At 61.9% G+C, this 17,893-nt stretch carries 16 protein-coding genes; 11 read left to right on the top strand and 5 right to left on the bottom strand.

What is annotated here, in order from left to right:
* Positions 1–333: 333 nt before the first annotated feature.
* From BN2475_RS02105 to BN2475_RS34565, 5 genes are all read right to left on the bottom strand, one after another.
* A complete protein-coding gene (locus BN2475_RS02105; protein WP_094777917.1) occupies positions 334–594 on the bottom strand; it encodes a hypothetical protein in 261 nt (86 codons plus the stop codon).
* A gap of 57 nt (positions 595–651) precedes the next feature.
* Positions 652–1,776, bottom strand: a complete 1,125-nt coding sequence (locus BN2475_RS02100; protein ID WP_094777916.1) for a VIT1/CCC1 transporter family protein — start codon at positions 1,774–1,776, stop codon at positions 652–654.
* 206 nt (positions 1,777–1,982) lie between these two features.
* The gene (locus BN2475_RS02095; RefSeq protein WP_094777915.1) at positions 1,983–2,690 is read right to left on the bottom strand and encodes an MgtC/SapB family protein; all 708 of its coding nucleotides are present in this window, start codon (positions 2,688–2,690) and stop codon (positions 1,983–1,985) included.
* A 151-nt stretch (positions 2,691–2,841) separates the two neighbouring features.
* Positions 2,842–4,509 (bottom strand): Nramp family divalent metal transporter, encoded by a 1,668-nt coding sequence (locus tag BN2475_RS02090; protein ID WP_094777914.1) that lies wholly within the window; start codon positions 4,507–4,509, stop codon positions 2,842–2,844.
* A gap of 100 nt (positions 4,510–4,609) precedes the next feature.
* Positions 4,610–4,750, bottom strand: a complete 141-nt coding sequence (locus BN2475_RS34565; RefSeq protein WP_162844452.1) for a hypothetical protein — start codon at positions 4,748–4,750, stop codon at positions 4,610–4,612.
* 1,253 nt (positions 4,751–6,003) lie between these two features.
* Here BN2475_RS34565 and BN2475_RS02085 point away from each other — a divergent pair.
* The 11 genes from BN2475_RS02085 to BN2475_RS02035 all read left to right on the top strand — a co-directional run bounded on the left by BN2475_RS02085 (position 6,004) and on the right by BN2475_RS02035 (position 17,885).
* Positions 6,004–7,485, top strand: coding sequence for a M30 family zinc metallopeptidase (locus BN2475_RS02085; RefSeq protein WP_094777913.1), 1,482 nt, complete (start codon positions 6,004–6,006; stop codon positions 7,483–7,485).
* Positions 7,486–7,625: 140 nt separating this feature from the next.
* Entirely contained in the window at positions 7,626–7,937 is a 312-nt protein-coding gene (locus BN2475_RS02080) for a hypothetical protein (RefSeq protein ID WP_094777912.1), read from the top strand.
* A gap of 239 nt (positions 7,938–8,176) precedes the next feature.
* Positions 8,177–10,549 carry a bifunctional salicylyl-CoA 5-hydroxylase/oxidoreductase gene (locus BN2475_RS02075; protein WP_094777911.1) on the top strand — a complete coding sequence of 791 codons (2,373 nt, stop codon included), beginning with the start codon at positions 8,177–8,179 and terminating at the stop codon, positions 10,547–10,549.
* Positions 10,546–11,319, top strand: a complete 774-nt coding sequence (locus BN2475_RS02070; protein WP_094777910.1) for an SDR family NAD(P)-dependent oxidoreductase — start codon at positions 10,546–10,548, stop codon at positions 11,317–11,319. The genes BN2475_RS02075 and BN2475_RS02070 overlap by 4 nt, the downstream gene beginning before the upstream one ends.
* Positions 11,316–11,876 (top strand): MarR family winged helix-turn-helix transcriptional regulator, encoded by a 561-nt coding sequence (locus BN2475_RS02065; protein WP_094777909.1) that lies wholly within the window; start codon positions 11,316–11,318, stop codon positions 11,874–11,876. Before BN2475_RS02070 ends, BN2475_RS02065 begins: the two co-directional genes overlap by 4 nt.
* A gap of 47 nt (positions 11,877–11,923) precedes the next feature.
* Entirely contained in the window at positions 11,924–12,775 is an 852-nt protein-coding gene (locus BN2475_RS02060; protein ID WP_094778019.1) for an enoyl-CoA hydratase family protein, read from the top strand.
* A gap of 1 nt (position 12,776) precedes the next feature.
* Positions 12,777–13,976: an acyl-CoA dehydrogenase family protein gene (locus BN2475_RS02055; RefSeq protein ID WP_094777908.1), complete on the top strand. Its 1,200-nt coding sequence runs from the start codon at positions 12,777–12,779 to the stop codon at positions 13,974–13,976.
* On the top strand, positions 13,976–14,419 hold the full coding sequence (locus tag BN2475_RS02050) for an acyl-CoA thioesterase (protein WP_094777907.1): 444 nt from the start codon (positions 13,976–13,978) through the stop codon (positions 14,417–14,419). The genes BN2475_RS02055 and BN2475_RS02050 overlap by 1 nt, the downstream gene beginning before the upstream one ends.
* On the top strand, positions 14,416–14,811 hold the full coding sequence (locus tag BN2475_RS02045; protein ID WP_094777906.1) for a RidA family protein: 396 nt from the start codon (positions 14,416–14,418) through the stop codon (positions 14,809–14,811). Before BN2475_RS02050 ends, BN2475_RS02045 begins: the two co-directional genes overlap by 4 nt.
* A gap of 78 nt (positions 14,812–14,889) precedes the next feature.
* Positions 14,890–16,530, top strand: coding sequence for an AMP-binding protein (locus tag BN2475_RS02040; protein WP_094777905.1), 1,641 nt, complete (start codon positions 14,890–14,892; stop codon positions 16,528–16,530).
* A gap of 131 nt (positions 16,531–16,661) precedes the next feature.
* Entirely contained in the window at positions 16,662–17,885 is a 1,224-nt protein-coding gene (locus BN2475_RS02035; RefSeq protein ID WP_094777904.1) for a dienelactone hydrolase family protein, read from the top strand.
* Positions 17,886–17,893: the final 8 nt, after the last annotated feature.

The following is a 17,893-nucleotide window of genomic DNA, read 5'->3' as shown; positions in this document are numbered from 1 at the left end:
GCGAGCACCGCCATTCTGAATAACAACCACATGCACATCAAGTCACCAATTATTAAATCGTGTGAAAATGACCGCGTTTGAGCGGTGTGCCCCGCGCTCGGTAGAAGCACATTGACATATGTGGATCAGATGCGTACCTTGCATCGCCCATTAGCACGTTCAATGCCGCGGGTTTGTGACTGGTGAACGACCACGTGGTGTTTGAAAACGTTAAATCGAGCCCCGACTTTTATAGTTATAACGTGTGCATTCTCGCCGACTGGAGTCTTTGTATAGACGAAGAAATCCAGAAGTCGATCTCATCACCCGCGGAACTGTTTGATGATTTCCAGACTAGCGATAGTTGACGAAGTTGATGATGTCATTGAGAAACCACGGCAGAATCAATTGCGTATCGGAATAGCTGACGCCGACGCTGAGCCTCGGTGGCTTTGACCTGGAGTCACCGCGCGTCGCACCGTTCGGAGTGTGCAGAATGTAGGTATCCGTGTCGGCCTGACCTGGCTGCGCGGTCTGATTATTCGAAGGCGACGACGTCGAGGCGCAGCCGGTAGTGAGCATGAGAAGGGCCGCTGCGAAGCAAAGGGGTTTCATGATGGCGTGAACTCCAGCAACGTTGCTTTGACAATATGACCGATGCCGAAACGACGATCAGGATACCGATACACCCAGCAGATGCCCGACTCCGAACGTGAACGCAGCGGCAACCAGACCGATGATGACCTGGCGAATTGCGGAAAAGCTGGCACTGCGTCCGTTAAAAAGCGATGTGAAAATGCCGATGGCAGCTAACGCCAGAATGCTGAGGACAATACACTGGACGATGGCTGTCGTACCTGACGTCCACAAGAAAGGCATGGCGGGAAAGATGGCACCCGCTGCAAACAGGCAAAACGAAACTGCTGCAGCAGACCACGGATTGCCGCCCAGTTCCGCCGGGTCCAAACCAAGTTCCTCGCGCGTCAACGCGTCCAATGCCTTGCTCTTGTCGCGCATGATCTGCGAAGCCACACGCTTTGCTTCATCGCTATCCAGTCCTTTCGCGCGGTAAATAAGCCGCAGTTCGCGCTCTTCGGCTTCGGGAGTATGTTCAAGCTCATCGGCTTCCTTGGCGATTTGCGTCTTTGCGAGTTCACGGGCGTTCGTCACCGACAACCATTCTCCGAGTGCCATCGAACACGAGCCCGCTATGAGTCCCGCCAATGCGGTCAACAGGATCGACTTATTGCCTGTTCCCGCGCCGGCGACGCCCATGATCAGACAGAAGTTGGAAACGAGGCCGTCATTGGCACCCAGTACGGCTGCGCGAAGGTCGTTGCCTGACGACACACCTCGATGCCAGGACTCGGCTTCGGCAATCTCCGCTCCCTTGGCCGGTTCCCGTTTGCCTGCATTCACCAGGCCCTGTACCACGCTGGCGTGATGTCGCTCGTCCGCGGACATTGTTGCGGTTTCGGGGTTGCCCGCATATTTGTTACGGTCGGCAAATTCTGCGGCTGCGAGCGTGGGCAGCACAAACCTTGGGCCGAGCAGATGAACGAGACCTCTCATCAGGAAGGTCTTGACGCTGTGCCTATCCGATACGCGATGTCCGTTCGCTTTGAGCTTGTCGGCCCAGACTTTTGCGTGTGTCCGTTCCGACGCAGCCAGTTCACCGAAGACCTGTTTGCGCGCGCTATCCGTTTCAACGTGCGCGAGCGTCTCATAGATTGCCGCACTATGACGTTCGTCGGCAAGATGCGCGCGATATCGCCTGAGTTCCTGTCTGGATGCCATGATGTCGCCTCGGTGCGTTCTCGACCTGTGCAAGTTTATCCACTAGTTGGGCCCTGATGTGCAAGACCCGGATTCGGGCTTTTGATCGAAAACGGCAATGGGCCTCATGGATATCCGCGCGTCTGAATGAGTGGCGATGCGGTCTGACTACTACTGTTGCACCTGGGTCCGGATAACACCACCATCACCAGCGCTTCGCTGCGCCGTTACTCCGACGCAGGTTCGGCTTCCGTCGCAGACCAGCTGATGCTGGACACTCCCTTTTCCATGCTGATACGGCTTGCCATCAGCTCGAGCTTCGCCTGGTCCTTCGGATGCATGCGCACGGTCGCCGTCACTTCAATGCGTGCAGGGTCGCCCTCAACGTCCTCGCTGGTCAGGCTCTGGAACGACAACGGCTGTGAATACATCGAGTTCGACAGCAGCGTGCGGATATGGACTTCGTCCTGTTCACGGCAGACAACGGTCAGCACATATTCGCGCACCAGGTCTGCAACTGACACTGGCGTGGCGTTAATGGCGCGACTGACCTCGCGCAGCAGGGTATTGGTTACCAGCACCAATACAGTCCCCGCGATCGCGGGCCCGAAGTGTCCCGTACCGCACAGCACGCCGACCGCGGCCGCGCACCACAGGGTGGCCGCCGTATTGATGCCCTGTATCGAGCCCTTGTCGCGCATGATGACGCCACCACCAAGGAAGCCGACGCCCGATACGACATACGCCGCTATCTGCGTGACGCCAGTCGTTCCATTTCCGGTCAGCATGCCCAGCGTGACGAACAGGCACGCGCCGCTTGCGACGAGCGTAATGGTGCGCAGCCCGGCGGTGCGCTGGCGCATCTGGCGCTCGAGACCAATGGCGACACCGCACGCAAACGCGGCGAGCAGTCGCAAGATGAAGTCGATAGTCATGTTTGCAGGGAGTAGAGGAATACTCGCGGCCCCATGCCCAGCAGACCGCTGGTATCGGGATATCGCGCACGACATCCCGATACCTCTGTGACGTACCAGTGGCAAGTGGACAGCAGACCGGGCCGAATAGCCGGTCCATTGTGCGGCTGACCTACCGAAGCATCATCACCTGCACGACCTTGACGACGACGAGGCCGACAGCGATGACGAGGTAGCCGCGCAGCACGGTCATCCAGATGCGTTGGGACAGCGTTAGCTGGGGCGTCGGCAGTTCGTCGAGCGGCGGCATGCGCCAGACGTCACGCAACTGGCGGCTTTGCGCCGGCGCGCCAACCGTGACTGCTCCCGCAGCAGCACGCCTCTTGCGCAGCAGTGTGGTGGCTGCGTAGCCCGCCACCGCAAGCACGGTCCCGCCGATGAGTATCGCGCCGATGGTCTCCCCCGTGATGTTCGGGTACATCACGGAGGCTGTCAGGATGATCGACAGCATCACCAGCACCCACACCACCGCGCCGGTAAACACGTTCAGTGCCTTCGAGTTCACCCACGGACCGAGCACCGCACGGTCATTGCAAAGGAGCAGCAGGAAAACCGTGGCGCTCGGCAGCAGCACCCCCGCGAGCGTCTGCACCGCTTCCGTCAGAAGTCCAAGCGGACAGCCTGGAATCAGTACGAGCGCAGCGGCAAAGGCAATAATCGCGAAGTACACGAGATAGAAGCCCTTGGCGTCGCTCACGCCCCGGTGCAGCGAGTGGCGAATCCTGAAGACGTCGCCAATGGCGTAGGCCGTGGACAGCGACACAGCGGCGGCACCGATGATGCACGCGTCGAGCAGCGCAACAGCGAAGATGGTGGCCGATGTGCGGCCGACATATTTGTCCAGCCCGGCGATGACCTCGCCCGCATCCGTGAACTGGCCGAACTCGGGACGGCCTGCAAAGAGCGCCGCACAGAAGGAAATCATCGCGACAGCGCCGATCATCACGAAGCCGATGCCAATCCACAGGTCGGCCTTTTCGTATTTCATGAAGCGCGGCGTGATGCGCTTGTCGATGATGTAGCTCTGCTGGAAGAACAGCTGCCACGGCGCGACGGTCGTGCCCACGATGCCGATGACGAGCAGCATCACGTCGGAGAGCCTCGAGTGCGCGGGCCAGTTCGGGATCAGGAAGTCACGCGTCATCTGTCCGACGGGCGGATGAATCGACACCAGCACGGGAACCAGCAGCAGGCTCAGCAGGCAGAGCACGAGCGCGAATCGTTCGAAGCGCCTGAAATTGCCGGTACTGACCGCAGCCATGGTAAGCGCCGCCGCGATGCAAACTCCCACGACCTTCGGGACGCCGAGAAAGTTCAGCGCAAACGTGATGCCGATGAACTCCGTGACAATCGTCAGCGCATTGAGGATGAACAGGTCGATGACACTGAAGGCACCCCAGAACTTGCCAAAGCGCTCGAAGATAAGGCGTGCATGACCGATACCTGTCACCGCGCCCAGGCGCAGCACCATTTCCTGATTGACGAACAGAACCGGGACCAGCAGCAGCAGGGTCCACAGCAGGGTCGTGCCGTAGTTCTGGCCGGCCTGCGTGTAGGTGCCAAACGCGCCAGCGTCATTGTCCCCGACCATCACGATGAGGCCGGGCCCAAGGATGGCGAGCAGCGTACGAACACGCGCCCACCAATTGGTGCGCGGCGCGGTGTCGTGATGGGCAATCGTGCCGAACGCGCCCGTGATATCGCCAAGGTGGGCCGAATCGAGGACTGCGCTGCGTTCGGACACGACGCTGCGTGGTGAGATATTCGATGGCGTGGACATTTTATTTTCTCCCCGAGATATGAACGAACCGTCGTGCGCGCATCACCGCCATACGAAGGGCGAGTGCAGCGCTTACGTATGACGGAAAGCAACCTGCTACTTAATAAACGAAGGCCTTGAGGCGGCGCCAGAATGCACTAACGCGCTGTGGCTGGCGGCGCACGCCCAGTGACGGCATCGCGTCGTAGTGGCTGCGCGAGGCTTGAATGCGCGGCAGTTGCGACAGAAGAAGGAAGTTCATGACGTATCTCCGTGCGTCTGGCTTGACGCGTTGCGCGGAAAGCCAGCGGACACGGAGGCCGGGCGTCATGAGCGCGGCGACAGCGGTCTACTCGCTTTCCTCAGGTAACGATTGAGGTGAGCGGCGTATGGGGTAACTGTCACTGTCCGGCATTTCGGCTCCTTGTTTGTCTGTGCTGCGAAAAAACGCGTTTATCCACGCGCCCGCCCCCGCCACGGTCAGGCGCGAACGGATGCGGCCGCGAGTGAGCGCTCGCGAATCCAATGCCATCAGGACGCGCAAACGCGCTGCCCGAATGGCGCTAATCAAGGTGCACGGGGAGTGTTGCGACGGCGCGCACCGCCTGCCTGCTGGCAGGACGGCGCGGAAAGAAGAGGCGCTGGACGTCCTGCCGGTCAGGCAGTCAAACAGTTCGAAGGTCGGCTACTGCAGGTGTCCAAGGCATCGGCCTCATTTGTGAAGATTGATGATTTTAGGCACGGCTTCAAGCGGCAGTCAACACGCATCGCCAAGCAGAACCCATATAAATTTCGGCGCTTCGCGTGTACTGGCTCAGGCCAATTCGCAAGCTTACAGAACGCTTCGTCAATGCTTTCAGGATAGGTTGCGGACGAACGTCATGTTCTGACCTATACGCAATAGAGGCCGCCAATCTTTTTCCTTCGCCGGCATTACGCCGGGTTCAGATTCTCGTAGTTCCACTCATCGCCCTGTCCGAATTTCCGGCGTCACCCAATTCACTCCTTACCCTAAATTACAAAATCTTTTTGCCGATAAAGGTTGAGTGCATGTCGAGGCTCGCGACCGTTCGGGGAGTAGTCGTTGCCACCAGGAATTGGCCCGGTCCAGAGCTGAACCAGCACCCTGCTTGCTGGCCGTCGCCAGACGGTCCAGAAACAAAGCAGCCGCCCCATAAGGACGAGAAACTTTTAAACGGCACGAAGCCGTAATGGAGAAGCAACAGGATGCGCATCAAACGCTTGAAGTCTGTTTTTGGGGCAATTGCGATAGTCTCCCTGGCGGCAGGCCTTTCAGCATGCGGCGGTGGCGGAGGTGGCGGCGGTGGTGGAAGTGGAAGTGGAAGTGGAAGTGGTGGAAGTGGAAGTAGCGGCACAGCCAATACCGCCTCCGGCACAACGAACACCGGTTCATCCCTTGCGCCCGTTACCACCACGCCGGCAGCCGACGGCAAGCTTCACGCGGCATGCAGCCACTGTGGCGCGGCCGACGACTCGACCTACTCCGGCAGCGGCGTGGGCTTGTGGCAAGCGCTCAACACGAGCACGCAGAACGAGACGGTCAACGTCGCTATCAACGGTGCGACCGGACGCACTGTGACACTCGTGTACACCAACGAAAGCAGCAGCAACCAGACGATGCCAGCGGTGTCCATCAGCGCAAGCGTGATGTCGGCAGCTGATGTCGTCGCCAAGGCGTCGACGCAACGCTCGACTGTCGCCGAAGACCCGCACATGACGGCCGTCCGCGAATTCAATACGAACGGCTGGAAAGCGCTGGTCAAGCAGCAATCGACGCCGGGTACCGCTGCGGCGGCCGATGTCGTCAGTAGAGTGCAACGTTCCGTGATCACCTACAACGTCGGCGACCTTCGCGACTTCTGGCTGGCGGATGGATCCCAGCGCCACATGACGCTTCAGGCTACGGCCACGACTGCCGACCTCACGAAGGTCAACCTCTGGGTCGAAACGACTGAGTACGGCACGGGGAAAATCACTCCGGCCATCGTCAGTACGCTTCTGCAGAATTACGCCGGCGCAGGCGGCGTGTATGACATGGTCACGGGCGTGGGCGGCCCCTTCTGGGGTACGGTCACCGCCACGGGCATGATTCCCGCCGGCCAACCGGTGGACCTCGTCGTGGCGAACTTCAACCATGACGGGCAGCCTTACGGGACCGTCGGTTACTTCTGGGCGATGAATAATTTCGTCAACCAGGGTAGCGGCTCGCTGACGTCACTCAGCAACTCGGACCTGTCGCTCTATCTGGACTCCGAGACCCTGTATCTGGCAGGCACCACAGGCATGCAGGTAATGCAGACCGTGATGGCGCACGAGAGCACGCACATGCAGAACTTCTACCGTCGCGACATGCTGATGGGCGCGCAATACGCGTATGACACGTGGCTCGAAGAGACCACGGCCATGATGATGGAAGACTGGGTGAGCTTCAATATCGATCCTACCTTCAACTCAGTACGAGACGGTCGCTTCAGCGACTACCTGACGTACAACGGCCACGGCAGCTATACCTGCGGCCTGACGACGTGGATCGTAGGCGGCACGACTTGCGACAGCTACACGACGAATGGTTCGTTCGGCGGCTTTCTGAATCGCCAGCTCGGTCTGACCTTCTACAAGACCTTGCTGAACGACAAGAATGCGACGGCATCGATCGACATCCTGAACGACGCCATCAACCAGGTCCGCCCGGGCTCGAGCGTGGCGCAAGAGTTGCGGCATTTCACCGTCGCGGCCAGTGGGCAAATCCCGTTCGGCGCAAACATGAGCCAGTACGGATTCCCGTCGCGCTCGGAAGGTGGCTTCACGCTGCCGTCCATCGACCCGTCGACGATGACGCGTGACCTGCCGTCGACATCGCCGGGCATCCTGCTTGGCTACGCCAGCCTGCCGGCCGTGCGCGCAAACGTGTCGAGCAGCTATCGGGAAACGGTGACGCTTCCGCCGGGTGTGACGTTGTCGGTGGTTGTGCAGTAACGCTGGAACGCAGCGGCGCGACGAGTTCGCGCCAGTTTCATTCCAGAAGCCGTCTCCTTTCCGGGACGGCTTTTTTCCTGCAAGATGGTCGCAGGCCAAAAGCTTCTCGCTATGCACTTGCACAGCCTTTGACAGCCCCTATGCTCAGAAAACTGATTCTTTCCCTGTTCGTTCTCAGCGTCGGCACGGCCTGCGCAGGCACGCCGCATGTCGGCGACAAGGTGGAGGTACGAGGTACGCTGACGATTCGCGGTAACGAGCCGTTCACGTATCCGGTCGTGTCGACTAGCGCAAAGGTCTGGCAGCTTGTCGGGGTCGAGCGCGCCTCGGCAATGAAACTGCAAAACAGAATCGTGCATGTCACGGGGCATGTCGCCGCCAACGCTGTGCCGTCAGGGCTGCCCGCTATTCAGGTTGACTCGGTGACCGAGGGCGACGCAAAGGCTCCTTGAGGTATTAGCCGCGCCACGGTTTAACGGGCGTTGCCTTGAAATCACGGCCTGCAGCACGGCGCTTCCCCTTCGGTCCAGGCGGACGGTCCTCGACCGTCCTTATTTCGTTCCGACCGACTTTCTTATTTCAGATCAATCAAAACCTGCCGGCGCCCCCTATCCCCCGATATTTACTTGACATCTAAACTATCTAGGTCTAAATTAACCCCAAGAGCAGAATCCACATTGGGGGAGCCAGCATGCGCATTGTCTGTATCGGCGGCGGTCCGGCCGGGTTGTACTTCGGTCTGTTGATGAAAGTCCGCAATCCGGATCACGAAGTCACGGTCGTCGAACGCAACCGTCCTTATGACACTTTCGGCTGGGGCGTCGTGTTCTCCGACCAGACGCTCGGCAACCTGCGGGCCGCCGACGCGCCCAGCGCCGACGCGATCCTCGACGCGTTCAATCATTGGGACGATATCGAAATCAATTTCCGCGGCCAGCAAATCCGCTCGTCGGGTCATGGGTTCTGCGGCATCGGCCGTAAGCGTCTGCTGAATATCCTGCAGGCGCGCTGCGAAGAACTCGGCGTCAAGCTGGTGTTCGAAACCCAGGTGAGCGACGACAGCGTCTACGAAGCCGACCTGATCATCGCCTGCGACGGCCTGAACAGCGCGATCCGGCAAAAGTACGCGGCCACCTATCGGCCGGACATCGACACGCGCGACTGCCGCTTCGTCTGGCTTGGCACCAGAAAGCTGTTCGACGCCTTCACCTTCGCGTTCGAGCAAACCGAATTCGGCTGGTTCCAGGCGCACGCCTATCGCTTCGACGATCAGACGTCCACGTTCATCGTCGAGACGCCCGAGCGCGTCTGGCGCGCCGCCGGTCTCGACGAGATGAGCAAGGAAGACAGCATCGCCTTCTGCGAAAAGCTGTTTGCGAAGTACCTGGACGGCAACGCGCTGATGTCGAACGCCGCGCATTTGCGCGGCTCGTCGCAATGGATCCGTTTCCCCCGCGTGGTCAACGAAGAATGGGTGCATTGGCGCCGCAACGCGAACGGCACGCAAACGCCGATCGTCCTGATGGGCGACGCCGCGCATACCGCCCACTTCTCGATCGGCTCGGGCACCAAGCTCGCGCTCGAAGACGCCATCGAACTTGCCAACAGCATCGGCGCCCATCCCGGCGATTTGCCCGCCGCGCTGAAGCACTACACCGAGGTACGCAGCATCGACGTGTTGCGCATCCAGAACGCCGCGCGCAATTCGACGGAATGGTTCGAGCACGTCGACCGCTATACGTCGTTCGAGCCGGAACAGTTCGCGTATTCGCTGCTCACGCGCTCGCAGCGCATCTCGCACGAAAATCTGCGCGAACGCGACGCGCGCTATCTGTCGGGCTTCGAAGACTGGCTGGCCCGGCGTTCAGGCGTGCAACGCACGCCGGACAAGCATTCCGTCCCGCCGATGTTCACGCCATTCACGTTGCGCGGCGTCACGCTGAAAAACCGCGTGGTGGTGTCGCCAATGGCGCAATACTCGGCGGTCGACGGCATCGCCGGCGACTATCACCTGGTGCATCTCGGCGCTCGCGCGATGGGCGGCGCCGCGCTGGTGATGACGGAAATGACCTGCGTGTCGCCCGAAGCGCGCATCACGCCCGCCTGTCCCGGCATGTATGCACCCGAGCATCTCACGGCGTGGAAGCGGATCGTCGATCTCGTGCATCGTCAGTCTGATGCGAAAATCGGCATTCAGCTCGGCCACTCCGGCGCGAAAGGCTCGACGCGTGTGGCGTGGGAAGGCATCGATCAGCCGCTCGCGGAAGGCAACTGGCCGCTCGTTTCGGCATCGCCGCAACAGTATCTGCGCGGCGTCAGCCAGCATTCGCGCGAGGCCACGCACGACGAACTGCGCGAAATCGAAGCGCAATTCGTCAAGGCGACGCGCATGTCGGTCGAAGCCGGTTTCGACTGGCTCGAACTGCACTGCGCACACGGCTATTTCCTGTCGAGCTTCCTGTCGCCGCTGACCAACCATCGCACCGACGAATACGGCGGCTCGCTCGAAAACCGCTTGCGCTATCCGCTGCAGGTCTTCCACGCGATCCGAGCCGTCTGGCCGCAAGACAAGCCGATTTCGGTGCGCATCTCCGCGCACGATTGGGTCGAAGGCGGCACCACACCGGACGACGCCGTACGGATCGCACGAGCCTTCAAGGCGGCGGGCGCCGACATCATCGACGTGTCGTCGGGACAGGTCAGCAAGGAAGAAAAGCCCGTCTACGGCCGCATGTTCCAGACGCCGTTTGCCGACCGCGTGCGTAACGAAGCCGGTATCGCGACCATCGCGGTCGGCGCGATCTCCGAGGCGGATCACGTGAACAGCATCATCGCCGCGGGTCGCGCGGACCTGTGCGCGATTGCGCGTCCGCATCTGGCGAATCCGTCATGGACGCTGAACGAAGCGGCGAAGATCGGCTATCTGGACGTGGCATGGCCGAAGCCCTACACCGCGGCGAAGTCGCAACTGGAACGCAATCTGGAACGCGAGCGTGCGCTCGCGGCCGCGAACGCCGGCCTGTCGCCGCAAGAACGCGCAGGACGCGCAGAAGGGACCACGTGAATACGCCTATCTCCCCGCTTGCGGGACAGCATGCCGTCGTCACCGGCGGTGGCAGCGGCATCGGCGCAGCGGTCGCAGAAGCGCTGTTGCGCGCCGGCGCACGCGTCACCTTGATGGGCCGCAACGTGCAGCGGCTCGAGCTGCAACGCGACAAGTGCCGGGCGCTGGGCGACGTCGCGTGCATCGGGGTGGATGTGACGCAGGAAGCGTCGGTCATGGATGCGTTCGGCCAAGCAGGCCCGGTCGATATCCTCGTCAACAATGCAGGCCAGGCGCAAGCCGCCCCGTTCACGCACACCGACGCGGCGCTCTGGCAGCGCATGCTCGACGTGAATCTCACCGGCGTGTTTCTCGGCACACGCGCAGTGCTGCCCGGCATGCTCGAACGCGGTCGCGGCCGCATCGTCAATGTCGCCAGCACGGCGGGGCAGATCGGCTACGCGTACGTCGCCGCCTACTGCGCCGCGAAACACGGCGTGATCGGTCTCACGCGCTCACTCGCGCTCGAAGTCGCGACCAAAGGCATCACGGTCAATGCCGTCTGCCCTGGTTACACGGAGACCGAACTGCTGCACGCATCGCTCGAACAGATCACCAGCAAGACCTCGCGCACCGAACAGCAAGCGCGCGAGACCTTGCTGCGCTCGAATCCGCAACACCGCTTCGTGAGTCCCGAGCAGGTCGCCAATGCCGTGCTTTGGCTGTGCCAACCCGGCTCGGACGCAATCACGGGGCAATCCATTTCCATCTCTGGCGGAGAAGTGATGTGACCAAATCATCGAACCTCAGAAAGACCGCCGCGGCCACTGACACGAAGCCGCCGCGCAAAGGCGTCGCCCAACCTGCGGAGAACGTCGTGGACCTCGAAATGAGCACGGGTGCGGACAGCCACATGGGGCTGCGTCTGTGGTTGCGCATGCTGACCACGACCAACCTCGTGCAAGCCGAATTGCGCAAGCGTCTGCGCAACGAATTCGACACCACGCTGCCGCGGTTCGATCTGATGGCGCAACTCGAGCGTCATCCGGAAGGCCTGAAGATGACGGAGCTGTCGCGCCGTTTGATGGTGACGGGCGGCAACGTCACCGGCATTACCGATCAGCTCGAAAAGGAAGGGCTGGTGTCGCGCGACACCGATCCGAACGATCGCCGCTCGATCAGCGTGTGTCTGACGCCCGCCGGCCGCAAAGCGTTCGACAAGATGGCGGTCGCGCACGAGCAATGGGTCGTCGAACTGTTTGGCGGCTTGAGTCTCGATGAAAAATCGCGCACCCATCAGCGCCTCGGCAAACTGAAGCAACATCTGCTCGATAGTTTGAAAGACTGAATCGCACTGAACCGATGCAACTATTTTGCATGGGACTGGAGACACTCATGACACGATCCAACGCCGACGCGCTGCTGGCCGGCAACCGCCTGACACTCGCCGGATACCAAGCACGGCACTTCGGCTGGTCGGTGACCGGCAAAGTCGCGACGATCACGCTGAACCGCCCGGAACGCAAGAACCCGCTCACCTTCGAATCGTATGCGGAGCTGCGCGATCTGTTCCGCCAACTGGCCTACGCGACCGACGTCAAGGCAGTCGTGATCCACGGTGCGGGCGAGAACTTCTGTTCCGGCGGCGACGTGCACGACATCATCGCGCCGTTGATCGATCTGCCGATGCCGGAACTGCTGCTCTTCACTCGCATGACCGGCGACCTCGTCAAGGCGATGCGCCACTGCCCGCAACCGGTGATCGCGGCCGTCGACGGCGTCTGCGCCGGCGCGGGCGCGATTCTCGCGATGGCCTCCGACATGCGCCTCGGCACCGCGCGCAGCAAGCTCGCGTTCCTGTTCTCGCGTGTCGGCCTCGCCGGTTGCGATATGGGCGCCTGCTCGATCCTGCCGCGCATCATCGGCCAGGGTCGCGCCGCCGAATTGCTGTTCACCGGCCGCTCGGCGAGCGGCGACGAAGGCCATGCGTGGGGCTTCTACAACCGGCTGTGCGAACCGGCTGCGCTCGTCGAAGAAGCGCAGAAGCTCGCCGCCGATCTCACCGCCGGTCCGACGTTTGCACACGGCATCACGAAGAAGATGCTGCATCAGGAATGGAGCATGAGCATCGACGAAGCGATCGAATCGGAAGCGCAAGCGCAGGCCATCTGCATGGCCACGCGCGATTTCGAGCGCGCGTACAAGGCGTTCGCCGCGAAGTCGCGTCCTGTGTTCGAGGGAGACTGAATTGAGCGCCGACAATCAACTGGATCTGCATGGCGCGCTCGCCTGGCCGTTCTTCGAGCCGCGTCACCGCGAACTGGCCGCCGGCATCGAAGCCTGGTGCGCCGCGAATCTCGCGCATCAAGACCATCAGGACACCGATGCGACCTGCCGGCGCCTGGTGCGTGAACTCGGCGCGGCCGGCTGGCTGAAATACGGTGTAGGCGGCGTGGCGTACGGCGGTCACGGCGACACGATCGACACACGCGCCGTCTGCCTGCTGCGCGAAACACTCGCCAAACATTCGGGCCTCGCGGACTTCGCGTTGGCGATGCAAGGTCTTGGCTCCGGCGCGATCTCGCTCGGCGGCACCCATGAGCAAAAGACGCGCTATCTACCGCGCGTCGCGAATGGCACGGCGATCGCCGCCTTCGCGCTGTCGGAACCGCAAGCAGGGTCGGACGTCGCCGCGATGGCGCTGTCGGCCCGCGAAGACGGCGACGCGTACGTGCTCGACGGCGAGAAAACATGGATCTCCAACGGCGGCATCGCCGACTTCTATGTGGTGTTCGCCAGAACCGGCGAAGCACCGGGCGCACGCGGCATCAGCGCATTCATCGTCGATGCCGACACGCCGGGGCTCGAGATCGCCGAACGCATCGACGTGATCGCACCGCATCCGCTCGCGCGTCTGCATTTTGCCGGAGCGCGCGTGCCGCGCAGCCAGATGCTCGGTGCGCCCGGCGAGGGCTTCAAGCTCGCGATGCGCACGCTGGACATTTTCCGCACGTCGGTCGCGGCCGCGTCGCTGGGTTTCGCGCGCCATGCGATGGCCGAAGGTCTCGAACGCGCAGCGTCGCGCGAGATGTTCGGGCAGACGCTCGGCGATTTTCAACTCACGCAGGCCAAGCTCGCGCAGATGGCATTGACCATCGACAGCAGCGCATTGCTGGTCTACCGCGCCGCGTGGTTGCGCGATCAGGGTGAAAGCGTCACGCGTGAAGCCGCGATGGCGAAGTGGCACGCAAGCGAAGGCGCGCAGCAAGTGATCGACGCCGCCGTGCAACTCTTTGGCGGTATGGGTGTGCAAAGCGGCACCGCCGTCGAGATGCTCTATCGCGAGATTCGCGCACTGCGCATTTACGAGGGCGCGACCGAAGTGCAGCAATTGATCATCGGCCGCGATCTGTTGAAAGCGCATGCCATCGCCGGAGCGCATCGCTGATGAACGCGCCCTTCGAACGCCCGGTGCGCGTCCGCTTCTCGCACTGCGATCCGGCGGGCATCGTGTTCTTTCCGCAATATCTGGTGATGACCAACGCGCTGGTCGAAGACTGGTTCAACGAAGGCCTGCGCATCGACTACGCGCAGATGATCGCGCGGCGCCGGGTCGGCTTGCCGATCGTCAAACTCGACTGCGAATTTTCGCGGCCGAGTCAGATGGGCGAAACGATCATCCTCACGCTCAACGTGATCGCAGTCGGCCGGCGCTCGATCAGCATCGACATCGTCGGCCATTGCGGCGGCGAAACCCGCTTTCGCGCAAAACAGGTACTCGTGACCACGTCGTTCGAGAGCGGCAAATCCATCGACATCCCCACGGACATCGCGAGCGCGCTCGCGAGGTTCGCCCCACAGACTGAATCCATCGAGGCGCATCGTTCATGAAAAAAGCTCTCCTTCCCGCCGGCTGGATCAAACCGCGCGGCTACGCGAACGGCGTCGCGGCCACTGGCACGCAGGTGTTCATCGCCGGCCAGATCGGCTGGGACGAACAGGCGCGGTTCCAAAGCACCGACTTCGCCGCGCAAGCCACCCAGGCGCTCAAGAATGTCATGGCCGTGCTGCGCGAAGCGGGTGGCAAGCCCGAGCATTTGGTGCGCATGACGTGGTACGTCACCGACAAGCGCGAGTACCTCGCGGCCTTGAGAGACATCGGCCGGGCGTTTCGCGAATTGATCGGCGACTACGACATCGCGATGAGCGCCGTGCAGGTCGTCGCGCTGATCGAAGACGAAGCGAAGGTCGAGATCGAAGCAACCGCCGTGATTGCGCAGTAAGCATCGAAGCAAACAACCCAAGCCGCCCACCACGCCAACCGCAGCGCATTCAGCCGGCTCAACGCCTGGGAGACCATGATGGAACCGTCAGCACACGTCGATACTTTTGCGCGCGACAATCTTCCGCCGCAGGATCAATGGCCTGTGTTACTGCTCGACAACCCGGACGTCGCCTACCCGGCGCGCCTGAACTGCGCGACGGAGTTGCTCGACCGGACCATCGAGGCGGGGCATCGCGACCGTCCGGCGATCTGGTCCGAGGTGGACGGCGCACCGCGCGCCACCACTTACGGCGAACTACTCGCGCTGGTGAATCGAAGCGCCCACGTGCTGGTCGATGAGATGGGGCTGCGGCCCGGCAACCGGGTCTTGCTGCGCGGGCCGAACACGTTGCAGATGGCCGTCACCGCGCTCGCGGCGCTGAAGGCCGGTCTGGTCGTAGTGCCGACCATGCCGCTGCTGCGAGCGAAGGAATTGAAGCAGATCATCGGCAAGGCGCAAATCAGCGCGGCGCTGTGCGACGCCCGGCTGACCGAAGAACTGGCGCGTTGCGCCGATCCTCAGGACGAGTTCTATTGCGAGAGCCTGACGCAATCGCGCCTGTTTCACGACGACGCCGCCGATTCGCTCGATACTCTCGCGATCAACAAGCCCGATCATTTCACCGCCTGCGACACCGCCGCCGACGACGTCTGCGTGATCGCCTTCACGAGCGGCACGACCGGTGCGCCGAAAGGCTGCATGCACTTCCATCGCGACGTGCTGGCAATGTGCGATCTGTTCCCGCGCCACGTGCTCAAGCCTTCGTCGAGCGATATTTTTTGCGGCACGCCGCCGCTCGCGTTCACGTTCGGCCTCGGCGGGCTGCTGTGCTTTCCGCTGCGGGTCGGCGCGTCCACGGTGCTGATCGAGAAGCTCACGCCTGAGAGCCTGCTGCAGACCGTCGAACGTTTTCGCACCACCGTCATGTTCACCGCGCCGACTTTCTATCGGCAAATGGCGCCGCTCGTCGCCCACCACGACGTGTCGAGCTTGAAGAAGACCGTGTCGGCCGGAGAAGCGTTGCCCGATTCCACGCGCAGGCTGTGGCACGACGCGACCGGCATCGACATGATCGACGGCATTGGCGGCACCGAGCTGATCCACATTTTCGTTTCGGCGCAAGGCGATGCGATTCGCCCGCATGCGATCGGCCGCGCAGTGCCGGGCTACGTCGTGCAAGCCGTCGACGACGCAATGCAACCGGTGCCGCCCGGCACGATCGGCAAGCTCGCGGTGCGCGGGCCGACCGGCTGCCGTTATCTCGCCGACGACCGGCAAACGAAATTCGTGCGCGACGGCTGGAATCTGCCGGGCGATTCGGTCTATCTCGACGAAGACGGCTACGTGTTCTACCAGGCGCGCGCCGACGACATGATCGTCTCGGCCGGCTACAACATCTCCGGTCCCGAAGTGGAGAGCGTGCTGCTGCAACACGATGCGGTGGCCGAATGCGGCGTGATCGGCGTGCCGGATGAAACCCGCGGACAGATCGTCAAGGCGTTTGTTGTGGTCAATCCGGGTTTTGATGCGGATGATAAATTGGTCGCGCAACTGCAGGATTTCGTGAAGAATAGTGTGGCGCCGTATAAGTACCCACGGGTTATCAAGTTCGTTGACGCGTTGCCGCGTACCGAGACTGGCAAGCTCAAACGATTTGAGTTGCGCACGATGGCGTAGGTCGCTTTTGGCAGTGAATGTGTTGCATGGGATCGGAGTAAGCGCTGAAGCGCTAACTCCAGCCGACCGCTCTGCATGGGGCTGGAGTAAGCGCTGAAGCGCTAACTCCAGCCGACAAAGGAGACAACCGCATGCCCGACTCTTTCATCGAAGTCGCCGCCCAAGACGGCGGCCGTTTCAACGCCTACATCGCACGTCCGGCGCAAGGCTCGGGCCCTGGGCTCGTCCTCTTGCAGGAAATTTTCGGCGTCAACGACACCATGAAGGCGATCGCCGACCGCTACGCCGAAGAAGGCTATGTGGTACTAGTGCCAGACCTGTTCTGGCGGATCAAGCCCGGCATCGAGCTCGGCTATGGCGAAGCCGATATGAAACAGGCGCTCGCCTACCTGGGCCAGTTCAACGTCGATCTCGCCGTCGACGACATCGCGGCAACGATCGCAGCCCTTCGCGCACTGCCCGAGCAGGCCGGCAAGGTAGGCGCCGTGGGCTATTGCCTCGGCGGCAAGCTGGCGTTCCTGGGCGCGGCGCGCACCGATGTCGACTGCGCGGTCAGCTACTACGGCGTGGGCCTCGAAGCATATCTGGACGAAGTGCCCGCCGTGCGCTGCCCGATGATGTTTCACTTCCCCGAAAACGACGCGCTCTGTCCACCGCCAACGCGCGAACGCATCAGCGCCGCGTTGCGCGAGCGTGCGCAAATCGAGCAATACGTGTACCCCGGCTGCGATCACGCGTTCGCGGCACCAGCGCGTCCGCAATACGACAAACCCGCCGCGATGATGGCGTATTCGCGCACGCTCGCGCTGCTGCGCAAAGTGTTGGGGCCGGTCTACGATCTGAACGCATTGTGGGAAGCACACTGCTACCACGAGTTCGCCACGCGCGACGTCGACGCGGTGATGCCCACCATGGTCGCGCAACCCTACGTCAATCACGTCCCGACCATGACCGGCGGAGTCGGCCATGACAACCTCAAGCGCTTCTACACGCATCACTTCGTCAACTCGAATCCTGCCGATACGAAGCTGATTCCGATTTCGCGCACGATCGGCGCGGATCGCATCGTCGACGAATTCATTTTCAGTTGCACGCATAGCTGCGAAATCGACTGGCTGTTGCCTGGCGTCGCGCCAACCGGCAAGTACTTCGAAGTACCGATGCTGGCCGTGGTGTGCTTCCGCGGCGATAAGCTTTATAACGAGCACATCTATTGGGATCAGGCCTCAGTGCTGGTGCAGGTGGGCCTGCTGAACCCTGAGGGGCTGCCGGTGGCCGGAATCGAAAGCGCGCGCAAGCTGCTCGACGAGACCTTGCCGTCGAATCAACTGATGGGTGGTAAATCGCGGGTTTGAGCCGGCCG

It is taken from the genome of Paraburkholderia ribeironis, assembly GCF_900019265.1.
Classification (GTDB): Bacteria; Pseudomonadota; Gammaproteobacteria; order Burkholderiales; family Burkholderiaceae; genus Paraburkholderia; species Paraburkholderia ribeironis.
The sequence above is the reverse complement of the archived record's forward strand: the minus strand, read 5'-3'. Positions and strand labels throughout refer to the sequence as shown.